The organism is Nonomuraea sp. K271, assembly GCF_009908215.1.
GTDB classification, from domain to species: domain Bacteria; phylum Actinomycetota; class Actinomycetes; order Streptosporangiales; family Streptosporangiaceae; genus Nonomuraea; species Nonomuraea longispora.
In genome coordinates this window covers 31,665-44,092 of record NZ_JAAAHR010000068.1, presented here as the reverse complement: position 1 = coordinate 44,092, position 12,428 = coordinate 31,665, and the positions used below count along the sequence as shown (strand labels likewise).

General features: G+C 70.9%; 14 protein-coding genes. 4 read left to right on the top strand and 10 right to left on the bottom strand.

Annotation, left to right across the window (positions count from 1 at the left end):
* On the top strand, window positions 1–617 hold a 617-nt coding region (locus tag GUY59_RS23510), incomplete at its 5' end, for an MFS transporter (protein WP_330849196.1).
* Here GUY59_RS23510 and mutM read toward each other — a convergent pair.
* The 7 genes from mutM to recG all read right to left on the bottom strand — a co-directional run bounded on the left by mutM (window position 526) and on the right by recG (window position 6,795).
* Window positions 526–1,410: a bifunctional DNA-formamidopyrimidine glycosylase/DNA-(apurinic or apyrimidinic site) lyase gene (mutM, locus tag GUY59_RS23505; RefSeq protein WP_138208385.1), complete on the bottom strand. Its 885-nt coding sequence runs from the start codon at window positions 1,408–1,410 to the stop codon at window positions 526–528. The genes GUY59_RS23510 and mutM overlap by 92 nt on opposite strands.
* 60 nt (window positions 1,411–1,470) lie before the next feature.
* Complete coding sequence (rnc, locus tag GUY59_RS23500; protein ID WP_132340976.1) at window positions 1,471–2,190, bottom strand: ribonuclease III; 720 nt, start codon at window positions 2,188–2,190, stop codon at window positions 1,471–1,473.
* 204 nt (window positions 2,191–2,394) lie between these two features.
* Entirely contained in the window at window positions 2,395–2,574 is a 180-nt protein-coding gene (rpmF, locus tag GUY59_RS23495) for a 50S ribosomal protein L32 (protein WP_033409409.1), read from the bottom strand.
* A 1-nt stretch (window position 2,575) separates the two neighbouring features.
* A complete protein-coding gene (locus GUY59_RS23490; protein WP_138208384.1) occupies window positions 2,576–3,127 on the bottom strand; it encodes a YceD family protein in 552 nt (183 codons plus the stop codon).
* Window positions 3,128–3,274: 147 nt separating this feature from the next.
* Complete coding sequence (gene coaD, locus GUY59_RS23485; RefSeq protein ID WP_132503575.1) at window positions 3,275–3,751, bottom strand: pantetheine-phosphate adenylyltransferase; 477 nt, start codon at window positions 3,749–3,751, stop codon at window positions 3,275–3,277.
* Window positions 3,752–3,765: 14 nt separating this feature from the next.
* Window positions 3,766–4,332, bottom strand: a complete 567-nt coding sequence (gene rsmD, locus GUY59_RS23480) for a 16S rRNA (guanine(966)-N(2))-methyltransferase RsmD (RefSeq protein WP_132340967.1) — start codon at window positions 4,330–4,332, stop codon at window positions 3,766–3,768.
* Window positions 4,333–4,620: 288 nt separating this feature from the next.
* Window positions 4,621–6,795, bottom strand: a complete 2,175-nt coding sequence (gene recG, locus GUY59_RS23475) for an ATP-dependent DNA helicase RecG (protein WP_138208383.1) — start codon at window positions 6,793–6,795, stop codon at window positions 4,621–4,623.
* Between the two features lie 522 nt (window positions 6,796–7,317).
* Here recG and rpmB point away from each other — a divergent pair.
* On the top strand, window positions 7,318–7,503 hold the full coding sequence (gene rpmB / locus GUY59_RS23470; RefSeq protein ID WP_049556934.1) for a 50S ribosomal protein L28: 186 nt from the start codon (window positions 7,318–7,320) through the stop codon (window positions 7,501–7,503).
* A gap of 508 nt (window positions 7,504–8,011) precedes the next feature.
* On the opposite strand, the gene thiD is transcribed toward rpmB, so the two are convergent.
* From thiD to GUY59_RS23455, 3 genes are all read right to left on the bottom strand, one after another.
* Window positions 8,012–8,839 carry a bifunctional hydroxymethylpyrimidine kinase/phosphomethylpyrimidine kinase gene (gene thiD, locus GUY59_RS23465; RefSeq protein ID WP_138208806.1) on the bottom strand — a complete coding sequence of 276 codons (828 nt, stop codon included), beginning with the start codon at window positions 8,837–8,839 and terminating at the stop codon, window positions 8,012–8,014.
* 17 nt (window positions 8,840–8,856) lie between these two features.
* Entirely contained in the window at window positions 8,857–10,461 is a 1,605-nt protein-coding gene (locus GUY59_RS23460) for a hypothetical protein (RefSeq protein ID WP_161714656.1), read from the bottom strand.
* 269 nt (window positions 10,462–10,730) lie between these two features.
* Window positions 10,731–11,699 (bottom strand): thiamine-phosphate kinase, encoded by a 969-nt coding sequence (locus GUY59_RS23455; protein WP_289513410.1) that lies wholly within the window; start codon window positions 11,697–11,699, stop codon window positions 10,731–10,733.
* A gap of 47 nt (window positions 11,700–11,746) precedes the next feature.
* Between GUY59_RS23455 and GUY59_RS23450 the strand changes: the two genes are divergently transcribed.
* Window positions 11,747–11,980 (top strand): Lrp/AsnC family transcriptional regulator, encoded by a 234-nt coding sequence (locus GUY59_RS23450; protein WP_132334507.1) that lies wholly within the window; start codon window positions 11,747–11,749, stop codon window positions 11,978–11,980.
* 13 nt (window positions 11,981–11,993) lie between these two features.
* Entirely contained in the window at window positions 11,994–12,416 is a 423-nt protein-coding gene (locus GUY59_RS23445; RefSeq protein WP_138199810.1) for a DUF3515 family protein, read from the top strand.
* Window positions 12,417–12,428 lie beyond the last annotated feature (12 nt).

Genomic DNA, 12,428 nt, shown 5'->3' with positions numbered 1-12,428 from the left:
CTCTCACAGACCCGCGCGGCCTTCCCGGCGCCCAGGAGGCCCCGGGCGGAACCAGGGCCTCCAGGAGGCCGTCGTGGCTCTCAGGGCCGCTCAAGCTCACGCTCGTGCTGACCGTCCTCATCGTGTCCGGCCACTTCGCGGCCTACACCTACCTCCGGCCGTTCCTGGAACAGGTCGCGCACGCCGGTCCCGCCCTGATCAGCACCGCGCTCCTGGTGTACGGCGCCGCGGGCGTGGCGGGCAACTTCGTCTCCGGCGCGCTGGCCGCGAGGAACCCCAGGGCGGTGCTGATGGCGCTGGCCGCCCTCATGGCCCTGGCCACGGCGGCGCTGCCCGTGACGGGACTCCCCCTGGTCGTGCTCGTGGTGTGGGGCCTCGGCTACGGCGGCGTGGGTGTCGCGCTCCAGCTGTGGATCATGCGGGAGGGCGGCGGCGAACTCGGCACGGCGCTGTTCGTCAGCGCCTTCAACATCTCCATCGCGCTCGGCGCGTTCGCCGGTGGCCGGGTGGCCGACGGCGTGTCGATCACTGCGGTGATGTGGCCGGCGGCGGTCCTGGCCGCGCTGAGCGCGCTCGTCGCTGGCATCTGGGGCAGAAGTAGGACGAGCGGTTCATGAACGCCTCACGCCTGATCGGGGTGCCGCAGCGGGAGCACGGAAGGTCGCGCCGGCCGTAGACCTCCAGGGACCGCTCGAAGTAGCCGCTGTCGCCGTTGACGTCGACGTACAGGCTGTCGAACGACGTGCCGCCCTGCTGGAGGGCGGCTGCCATGACCGTGCGTACGGCGCCCAGAAGCTCGGCGATCTTGGGCCGGGTGAGCGTCTGCGTGGGACGGGCCCAGTGGAGCCGGGCCATCCACAGGGCCTCGTCGGCGTAGATGTTGCCGACGCCGCTGATCAGCGACTGGTCGAGCAGCGCCCGCTTGACCTCTGTGCGCCTGGCCCTCAGCCTGCGGCTGAACTCGTCGTCGTCGAACACCGCCTCGAACGGGTCGGGCGCGATGTGGGCGATCGGCTCGGGCACGCCGCCGGCCAGGGCGGTGAGCATGACGTGGCCGAACGTACGCTGATCGACGAAGCGCAGGTCGGGGCCGCCGTCCTCGAACCGGACGCGTACGCGCAGATGTTTCTCCGGCGGCGCGTCACCGTCGACCACCAGCAGCTGGCCGCTCATCCCCAGATGCGCCATGAGCGCCTCCTCGGCGCCCGACAGCGGCAACCACAGATATTTGCCGCGGCGCTCGGCCGACAGCAGCGCGCGGCCCTTCAGCCGCGCGGTGAACTCGTCGGGGCCGGGCATGTGACGCCTGATCGCGCGGGGGTGCAGCACCTCCGCGGAGGCGATCTCACGGCCGATGACCCATTGCGCGAGGCCGCGCCTGACGACCTCAACCTCGGGCAACTCGGGCATCACGCACCTCGCCCTCTGGACGCTGAACTATCACCTTGTGGCAACCCTCAGGGCGCCGGGTCAGCTCGCGGGCTGGCTCTCGCGCTGCTCCCTGCGGGCCCTGATGCGGGTCCACGCCGCCTCGGCCGCCTGCTGCTCGGCCTCCTTCTTGCTGCGGCCGGTGCCCGAGCCGTAGGACTCGCCACCGACCCGCACCATCGCCGTGAACGACTTGGCGTGGTCGGGGCCGCTCTCCTCGACATGGTATTCGGGCACGCCCAGCGCCTCGGAGGCGGTCAGCTCCTGCAGCGAGGTCTTCCAGTCGAGCCCGGCGCCCAGCGACGCCGAACGCACGATCAGCGGGTCGAACAGCAGGTGCACCACCCGGAACGCCTCGTCGAGGCCCTTGTCGACGTAGACCGCGCCGATCAGCGCCTCCAGGGTGTCGGCCAGGATCGACGACTTGTCGCGCCCGCCGGTGCCCTCCTCGCCCCTGCCGAGCCGCAGGAAGCGGCCCAGCACGAGACCACGGGCCACGTCGGCCAGGGCCCGCATGTTGACCACCGCGGCGCGCAGCTTCGCCAGCTGGCCCTCGGGCAGGTCGGGATGGTTGCGGTAGAGGGTGTCGGTGACCACCAGGCCCAGCACGGAGTCGCCCAGGAACTCCAGGCGTTCGTTGGTGGGCAGGCCACCGTTCTCGTACGCGTAGGAGCGGTGCGTCAGCGCCCGCTCGAGAATGGCGGGGTCAAGGGCTACCGCCAGGACCCGCTCCAGCTCGTCTCTGGCGACCTCCACGGCCACCGGCTTAGGACCTGCGCCCACGTGCTTCCTCCTCGGACATCTTCACATGGCGCGCCGACTGCGGAAGATGCCCGAAAACGTGGTGGGCGTCGGGGTAACGCGTAGCCCCGGCGTCCACCACGGCCGCGGGCGAACCGCCGCCGCACGCATCTGAGACGGTAACGCCGACCGAGGCACAATGGCACCCGGTCGGCATCACGTCAATCAGGCGGACGGCTCGATGACCTGACGACGGTTGTAGGTGCCGCAGGTGGGGCACGCGATGTGCGGCTGCTTCGGCGAACGGCACTGCGGGCAGCTCACCAGGGCGACAGCAGTCGTCTTCCACTGGGAGCGACGGGCGCGGGTGTTGCTCCGCGACATCTTTCGCTTCGGGACGGCCACGTCACTTCTCCTGATCGTTATCGTTCTCGGAAATCAGACCTTGCAACGACGCCCAGCGGGCGTCGATCTTCTCGTGCCGGTGATCCGCGCCGGCCTCGGCCAGCTTGATCCCGCACTCCGCGCAGAGCCCTTCGCAGTCGTCCCCGCACACCGGGCTCAACGGCAGTGCGAGCACCACCGCGTCGCGGAACGTCGGCTCGAGGTCGAGCAGCTCCCCGTCGAGCAGCGAATCCTCCTCCGAGGCGTCCTCGTCGGAGTAGAAGAACAGCTCCTGCAAGTTGACCTCGACGTCCGAGGTGACAGGGTCGAGGCACCGCGCGCACTCCCCGGCGAGCGGGGCATGCGCCGTGCCAGAGACGAGCACGCCTTCCATCACTGCTTCGAGCCTGAGATCCAGCTCGACTTCGGCGTCTTTGGGGACACCGATCATGTCGACGCCGAGATCTGCCGGTGCCGGGAGCGACAGGGTCGTCCGCCTCATCGTGCCCGGCCGCTTTCCCAGGTCGTGGGTGGAGATCACCCAAGGGGAGCGGGGGTCGAGGTGCTGAGTCATCCTGCTCTCGCTAGGCATGGCGAAAACCGTCGCCGTCGTACAAGGCCGAAAAGAAAGAATACCAGCCCCTGCGAGGGGCACGCCCCCACAGACCCCCCAGGGGCACAGCGCCCCACGTGGGAGGCACGTCCGGCACCGCGGTGGGGGCTAGCCTCTCAGGCGTTCGATGAGCAGTTTGTGCACCAGATCAGGCACCAGGCCCGACACGTCACCACCGTAGCGGGCGATCTCCTTCACCCTGCTGGAGGAGAGGAACGAGTATTCGGGGTTGGTGGGCATGAACAGCGTCTCCACCCCCGACAGGCGGTAGTTGAGCTGCGCCATCTGCAGCTCGTAGTCGAAGTCGCTGACCACCCTGATGCCCTTGACGATGGCGGGGATGTCGTGCTGCCTGCAGAAGTCGACCAGAAGGCCGTGGAACTTCTCGACTTTGACGTTCGGATAGTCCTTGGTCACGGTCTGCAGGATGTCGATCCGTTCGTCGACCGTGAACAGGCTGCTTTTCTCGACGTTGATCAGGACTGCCACGGTCACCTCGTCGTACAGCCGCGCGGACCGGCCGATGATGTCGAGGTGGCCATTGGTGATGGGGTCGAACGACCCCGGGCAGACTACGCGGCGCAAGACGCCTCCCAGGTCTACGGGTTCCCGGCGGCGCGACCGTACCAAACGGACGCTTCACCATATCGACGGACCCTCTCCTCAACGTAGCCTTCTGGCCACATAAGGGCCTTTCCCCTGCTTTCCCGTTCGAACGCCACCAACGCCCCGTCAACCAGCCAGCCGTTGTCGCGCAGCAACTCCAGCACCCGCTCCACCTCGCCGTCGGACGTGGCATAGGGCGGGTCGGCGAACACGATGTCGTACGGCTCCTCAGGCGCCTTCCCGAGCACCCGCGCCACCTTGTCGGCAACCACGCGGGCGCCGTCGAGGCCGAGCGACTCGACGTTGGCCCTGATCGTCCGCACGGCCCTGGGGTCGGACTCGACGAGCAGGGCCGCCGCCGCTCCCCTGGACAGGGTCTCCAGCCCGACCGCCCCGGAACCGGCGTACAGGTCGATCACCCGGGCGTCGCGGATGCCGTGGAGTGAATCGAGCGTCAAGAGGATCCCTTCTCGCGCCCTGTCGCTGGTCGGCCTCGTCCCGCGCCCCGGAGGCACGGCCAACCGCCTGCCACCCGCGCTGCCTGCGATGATCCGCGTCATGTCGCCCATTGTTCCGTATGTTCGCGCAGGTCAAGAGTGCACAAGTGTCTGCCTCGAGTACGCAAGGGTGATTCACATCGGGGGGATCGGCCCGCATGATGAGTTCTGCGGCCTTCAAGGTGACCCACATGAAGGCCGACCGGCGTGATCGTGAGCCCTTCCGCACGCCGGTTCCCTCGGCACCTGACCCGAGGGTGGGCCCAGCCGGGGACGGCATTCGGGGGGAGGCCGTCCCCGCGGCTGGGCCTTTTACATGACCATCCTTCACGCCGCCGCGCCGGCGGCATGTCACGTCTTCTCCAGGTAGTCCGCCCGCTCGTCGGCCAGCAGTCGCTCGATCTCCGCGCGCAGCCCCTCGTGGGCGGCCAGCTCGGAGTCCCTGGCCAGCAGCGCGCCGGCCTCCTCCCTGGCCGTGGCGATCACGTCTTCGTCGCGCAGCAGTTGCAGCAACTTCAGCGAGGAGCGCTTGCCCGACTGCGCCGCGCCCAGGACGTCGCCCTCCCGCCGCTGCTCCAGGTCGACCCGTGAGAGCTCGAACCCGTCGAGCGTCGCGGCCACCGCGTCGAGGCGGGCGCGGGCCGGGGTGCCCTCGGGGAAGTCGGAGACCAGGAGGCACAGGCCGGGCAGGCCACCCCGGCCGACCCGGCCGCGCAACTGGTGCAGCTGGGAGACGCCGAAGCGGTCGGCGTCCATGATGATCATGACGGAGGCGTTGGGCACGTCGACCCCTACCTCGATGACCGTGGTCGCCACCAGGACGTCGAGCTCGCCCCGCGTGAAGGCTCGCATGAGGGCGTCCTTCTCCTCCGGCGGCAGTTTGCCGTGCAGCGTACCGACGCGCAGGTCGTGGAAGGGCCCCTCCGACAGGAGCTTGGCCACGTCGAGCACCGCGAGCGGCGGGCGGCGCTCCTCGTCGGCCGGACTCGCGAGATCGCCCTCGTCGCCCTCCAGGTCGCCGATGCGTGGGCACACGATGTAGGCCTGCCGCCCCAGCGTCACCTCCTCCCTGACCCGCTCCCAGGTGCGTTCGAGGTAGTGGGGCTTCTCGGCGGCCGGGACGACATGGGTGGTGATGGGCGCGCGACCCGATGGGAGCTGCGACAACGTCGAGACCTCCAGGTCGCCGAAGACCGTCATCGCGACCGTGCGCGGGATCGGCGTGGCCGTCATCACCAGGACGTGCGGGCGCGTTCCGCCCGCCTTCTCGCGCAGCGCGTCGCGCTGCTCGACCCCGAACCGGTGCTGCTCGTCGACCACGACCAGCCCGAGGTCGGCGAACTGGACGTGCTCCTGCAGCAGCGCGTGCGTGCCGACGACGATGCCGGCCGTGCCGGAGGCGGCGTCGAGCAGCGCCGAACGGCGGGCGGCGGCGCCCATCGAGCCGGTCAGCAGGGTGACGGCCGTCCCCCCGAACATGCCTCCCTGCGCCAGATCGCCCAGCATGGTGGTGATCGAGCGGTGGTGCTGCTGGGCGAGCACCTCGGTGGGCGCCAGCAGCGCCGCCTGGCCGCCCGCGTCGACCACCTGCAACATCGCGCGCAGCGCCACCACCGTCTTGCCCGCGCCGACCTCTCCCTGCAGGAGCCTGTGCATCGGATGCTCCAACGCGAGGTCTGCCGCGATCTCCTCGCCGACCTCCGCCTGGCCCTCCGTCAACGAGAACGGCAACCGCGCGTCGAAGTCGGCCAGCATGCCTCCGGACCGCCTCGGCCTGGGCCGCGCCGGCCAGGCGGTGGCCGCCTGCCGCCTCTGGAGCAGCACCGCCTGCAGCACGAACGCCTCGTCGAACTTCAGCCGCTTGCGCGCCCTGCCGACGTCGGCGAAGTCCTTCGGCCGGTGGATGGCCACGAGCGCCTCACCGAGATCCTGCAGACCGTGGCGGGCTCGCAACTCGGCGGGCAGCGGATCCTCCAGCGGGCCCAGCGTGTCGAGCACGACGCCGACCGCACGCCTGATCGCCCACGGCGTCAGGTCCTTGCCGGCCGCGTAGATCGGCACCGGCGCCGCCGCGAACTCCTCCGCGTTGGCCTCGCCCTCCTCGAACAGCTCGAACTCCGGATGAGCCAGTTGCCAGCGCGGCTTGGCCCGCGCGCCGAACAACCCCACCTTCCCGGCGAACATCCCGCGCCGGCCCGGCTTCAGCCGGGACTCGGCCACATGGGAGCCCTTGCCGAAGAACGACAGATAGAGCCTGTTGCCGTTGCCGTCGACGATCTCGACCTCCAGCCAGGTGCCGCCCCGGTTGCGCATGGGCTTGCGCATCAGCCTGGTCACCTCGCCGACCACCGTGACGTGCTCGTCGACCTCCAGCGCGTCGAGCGAGGTCAGCTCGCCGCGCTCGGCATAGCGGCGCGGATAGTGGCGCAGCAGGTCACCGACCGTCTCCAGGCCGAGCACGCTGTGCAGCAGCTTGGCGGTCTTCGGGTCGAGGGCCTTCGTCAGAGGCTCGTCGAAACGGCTCACGACATTTAGTTCTACCGCTTGAGGCCGACAGGAATCCCCATCTGGGCCGTCCGCGCGCGACTGTCCCGCCGTCACTCCACGCCGATGAGGAGCGGGCAGCCGCCCGGCTCGCCGCCGCCCACCACCACCAGCGAGTCGCCCATGGCGTCGGGCAGGGACTCGACGGCCTCGCCGCCGACAGCATGGTCAGGTGCAGGTTGGTGCCGGTGTCGCCGTCGGCCACGGGGAACACGTTGAGCGCGTCGATCTCCGTCCTGGCCTGGCCGAGCGCGTCGGCGGCCAGGCGGGCCCAGCGGCGCACCGCCGGCGGGTCGAGGATCTCCATGGGGGCCCTCCGACCTCCCTGATGCGCTACGGTTGTGGAGGAGAATATCGCCGCATCGGACCCGGTCCAGTGCTCTGGTTCGCGCCCATCGGGGTGGATCGGATATTCTCGTCTGGTTGGCCGGTCGTCCCGGCGTGCCCTCCGCCCGGAACTCATCCGCGGACAGGGCTACATCGACTGTTTTAAGGAGCGATACCGTGGCTTCCGTCTGCGATGTCTGCCGCAAGGGGCCGACGTTCGGCAACAACGTGTCCCACTCCCACCGCCGCACCCGCCGTCGTTGGAACCCCAACATCCAGACGGTCCGCGCGGTCATCGGCGGCACGCCGAAGAAGCTGAACGTGTGCACCTCGTGCATCAAGGCGGGCAAGGTCACCCGCTAGTCCGCACGTTCACGAAGCCCGTCCGGTTTCTGAGGGATCCGGCGGGCTTTCGTCATGCCCGCCCCTGACGGGCTCATCCCGGGACCGCTCCTCCCGCACTTCCGGGCCTCGCTCTACGCAGCCCCTTGGCCCTTCCTCCCGCGCCGCCGGTCGGCCCCTCCCGCACCCTGCTCCCGCTTCTCCCCTCCGCCGTCACCCGCACCTGCCCCCGTTTCTCTCGCGCCGCCGGGCCGGGTCCCACGCCTTTGGGGTCCCCATCCTTGCGGTTCCTCGCCGAGCACGCCGCCTTCGCGTCGCTGAGGGGCGGCTAGCCGGGTCAGGGGTGCCGGAGACGACGCCACGACCCCTATGGCCGGACCGCAGCTCGGCGTACGGCCACAGGGCCAGTCCAAGGCACCCACGTCGAACCGGCTCAGCACCTTGTAGGACCGGGCGGTCCTTCCCCCTCAGCGGTCGTCGTGGTGGGACGACCGCGTGTCCGCGTGATCGGGAGGGTGCTCGGGGCTGGTCAGCGCCAGCGCCAGGCGTGGTCGACCGGGCCGATGCCGTCGCCGAGGGGGAAGCCCTTGGCGATCGCCCCCGTCACGTACTCCTTCGCCTTGCCCACCGCCGAGGGCACGTCGTCGCCCACCGCGAGGTGGGAGGCGATGGCCGAGGCGAGCGTGCAGCCCGTGCCGTGGGTGTGGCGGTTGTCGAGGCGTTCGGCGGCGAAGCGGAACTCCTGGGTGCCGTCGGTGAGCAGGTCGACCGGGGCGCCGGGCAGGTGGCCGCCCTTGATCAGCGCCCAGGTGGGCCCGAGCTCCAGGATGGCGTCGGCGGCCGCGCGCAGGCCGTCCGCGACCTCGACCTTGACTGAGGTGAGCTGCTCCACCTCCCACAGGTTCGGCGTCGCCACGGTGGCCACGGGCAGCAGGCGGGTACGCACCGTCTCGACGGCCTCGGGAGCGAGCAGTGAGTTGCCGTGCTTCGACACCCCGACGGGGTCCACGACCAGCGGCGCGTCGTACCGCCCGAGTACGTCGGCCACCGTCTCGACCAGCACCGGCGAGGCGAGCATGCCGGTCTTCACGGCCTGCGCGCCGATGTCGCCGAGCACGGAGTCGAGCTGCGCGCGTACGGCCTCGGGCGGCAGCTCCCAGTAGCCCTGGACACCCAGCGAGTTCTGGGCGGTCACGGCGGCGATGACGCTCATTCCGTGCACGCCCAGGGCCATCATGGTCTTCAGGTCGGCCTGGATCCCCGCGCCGCCCCCTGAGTCGGAGCCGGCGACGGTCAGTACGCGTGGCGGGGTGGAAACCGCGGCGGAAGGGGCGCTTTGCGGTGATCGCTCCGTCATGTCCCCTATCCAACCACTCAGCTGACGACGCACTCCCCGCGGACCATCCCGCAGTTGGCCGCCGGTGTGCCCCTGCCCGTCGCGGTGAACGAGACCTCGACCGTGTCACCCGTGGCCAGTTGCGCCGACACGTCGAGGATCAGCAGGTCACCGTCCTGCGTCCACTGGGCGCCCCGCACGTCCACGACCGTGCCCTCGACCGGGACGGTGACCGTGAGGTTCTGCAGCGTCTCCGGCGAGGTGTTGGAGAGCCGCAGGTCGGCCGCGTACGTGGTCATCCGTTGCCGGATGGTCTGCTGGACGTTCACCGACCCGGTGCCGGACGGCGAACCGAAGGACCCGGTGTCGTCGGTGGGCTCGGGGATGCTGGTGGTCGTCGGCGCGGCGCCGGTATCGGCGTCCACCGAGGAGGGCTCCTCCAGCGGCGTGTCCTCGGGCAGGCTCTCCTCGTCCGGATCGTTCACCGGCTCCTGCGCGGGCTCCTGGGCCGGCTCCTTCGACTTCTTCACCTTCGTCCTGGTGGGCGTCGGCTTGGCCGGCTCCGTGTGGCGCGGGCGGGCGTTGTACGTGACGGTGGGCGTCGGGGTCTCGGCCGGTCCGGTGTCCTCCACCGGCTCGTCCGACGGCTCCTCCTCCGGCTCCGTCTCCTCCACTGGAGGCTGGGAGACCTCCGGTCCCGGCCGGTTGGTGGCGCCCTGCACGGCCGCGCAGGTGGTGTCCGCGCACTTGTCCGTACCGCCCGAGGTGCTCATGAACTTGACGCCCGCCACGGTGCCGCCGAGCACGACGGCCACGGCGGCGACGGACAGCAGGGCCACCCTGCCCTTGCCGCCGCCCGACGAGGCGCCGGAGACCAGCTCGTCGTCGCGGCGCGCCTTGCGCCGGCCGCGACGGTCGCGGGGCGGTTCCTGAGGGCCGCCGGGGCCGGAGTCGGCCGACCAGCCGGAGCCCAGGAACCCGGTCTCCGCGTTGGCCCAGGCCGGCGCCTGCACGGCGGTGGGCGAGCCGGCGACCTTGATGTCGCCGGGCTCGGGCGGGCCGCTGCTGTGCACGGGGGGCGGGTCGAATGCTGCCGTACGGTCGTCGGGCTCGTCGAAGAAACCGGAACGATCCGGAGCGCCGTCGAAGAACGCAGTCCGCTCGTCGGGACCTCCGAACGGCCCTGACCTGTCATCCGGTCCTCCGGACGGCCCGGACCTGTCGTCCTGCGCGTCCGCATCAGCGGGTCCTCCGCCGTACGGCCGGCCGGCCGGTTCGCCGAACCGGCCGTCGTCCGCGGGACGGCTGAAAGCGCTTGCGTGGCCCGACCCCGGCGTTCCAGGGGCCGGCATGCCGCCGGGAGCGCCGAACACGGCCGTCTGGTCAGCGGGGCCCGCGTCGGGCCCGTTGAACGAGCGGTCGGCGGGCGGGCCCCACTCGGGCGGGCGGGCGAACGCGCCCGTCGTCTCCATCGGCCCGGCCTCCTCGCCCCACTGGCCCTGAGGCGGCTGGAACGGGCTCCTGGGGTCGTTGGCCGGTGAGAATCCGCTGGCGGCGTCGGCGGGCAGCGCGAAGGCTCCGGTGGTCTCGAACGGCTCGGACTGCGGCGCGCGCGGCGGCGGCGCGTCCGTACGCCGTGGCATGGGAGCCCACTGGCCCGTCACCTCGGGCTGGTCCGGTGGGGAAGGCCAGCCGGGCTGGTCGGCCTCCTCGTCAGGACCCCAGAATGCGCTGCCGTTCCCCCGTTCGTCCCCGTCTTCGGATCCACCTGTGCCGTGGCGGCCCATGGCTGCCCTTTCTCCCGGTTACAGTGGCCGCCAATCTTCATAACACCTTCGCTACGCCGCTGTCACAACAATCCCGTTAGTCACGCCACAAATCCGGAAATTTTCACTTAAATCGGGACAAGAAGTCACTCAAAGTGATCCCAGCCGCGCCGTCCGACCTTCCGGCCGCGCACCACGACACCGGTGCCTTCGACCACGCGGCCCACGACCTGCCACGATGCCGGCAGGCGTACCTCCGGGGGGAACACCGCCGCGAGCGCGTGATCCTCACCACCCGTGAGCACCCACTCCAGTGGATCGGCCCCCACCTCCTTCGCCGCCACCGCGACCGGCTCCCCCACGGCGAACGCCCGGGGATCCAGCTCGATCCCGACCCCGCTGGCCTCGGCGACGTGGCCGAGGTCCTGCAGCAGCCCGTCGCTGACGTCGAGCATCGCGCCGGCGCCCAGGGCGGCCGCCTGCGGCCCCATCGGGTACGGTGGCGACGGCCTGCGATGCGCGGCCACGACCTCCTCCAAGGCCGGGGAGCCGGCCGCCAGGCCCTCCTCCAGCACCGCCCACCCGGCGGCGGCGTACCCCAGCCGGCCCGTCACCGCCACCACGTGCCCCGGCCTGGCCCCGGAGCGCAGCACGGGAGCGCGCCCCTCCAGGTCGCCCAGCGCGCTCACCCCGATGACCACCTGGTCGCACCGGGTCACGTCACCGCCGGCCACACTGGCGCCGACCACGGCGCACTCGTCGCGGAACCCGCCGGTCAGGTCGTCGAGCCACGTCAGGGGCAGGTCGGCGGGGATGCCGAGCCCCACCACGATCGAGGTGGGCACGGCGCCCATGGCGGCCACGTCGGCGAGGTTCTGGGCCGCGGCCTTGCGTCCGACGTCATAGCCGCCTGACCAGTCACGGCGGAAGTGCCGGCCCTCCAGCAGCAGATCGGTCGAGACCACGACACGTCCGTCGGGCGCGGCCACCACGGCCGCGTCGTCACCCGGCCCGAGCATTACGGCAGCACCCTGGGGAAGGCGTCCGGTAATGCGATTTACCACACCGAATTCGCCGAGATCTCCGACTGTGATGACACACCTCCTGACGCACACAGGGTACGGTTACCCATCGGCGTGATCCAATCGCCCAGGAGGACGTAATGGTGCAGGCCTACATCCTTATTCAGACCGAAGTGGGCAAGGCCGCCGCCGTGGCCCGCGAGATCTCCGGCATCCCGGGGGTCACCCAGGCGGAGGACGTGACAGGGCCCTACGACGTGATCGTGCGTGCGGAGGCCCACAACGTCGACGAGCTGGGCAAGCTCGTCGTCGCACAGATTCAGGCGGTGGAGGGGATCACGCGTACCCTGACGTGTCCGATCGTCCACATCTGAAGGTAGTCGCCGCATGCGTGCCGCCACTGTCCTGCTCGCTCTGCTGACCCTCGCCGGGTGCGGCACGGTGCAGGTCGATCCTCCCACGCCGCAGGGCGAGGCGGTGGCCGCGTGCGACAAGCTGGCCGGGCTGCTGCCCGAGACCCTCGACGGTGACGAGCGCGGCACGTCCACGCCCGAGTCGCCGTACGTCGCCGTCTGGGGCGAGGGAACCATCGCGCTGCGCTGCGGAGTGGGCCGGCCGGCCAGGATGGCGCCCACCGACCAGCTGCGGGAGATCGGCGGCGTGGGCTGGTTCGCCGACCCCGACAGGCCCACGTTGTTCACCGCGGTGACCGACACCGCGTACGTCGAAGTCACCGTTGGAGGCGAGCACGTGGCCGCCGAGGTGCTCGCGGACCTGTCGGAACCGATCGCCCGGATGGCGGGCCGCTGACCGGCCGATCGT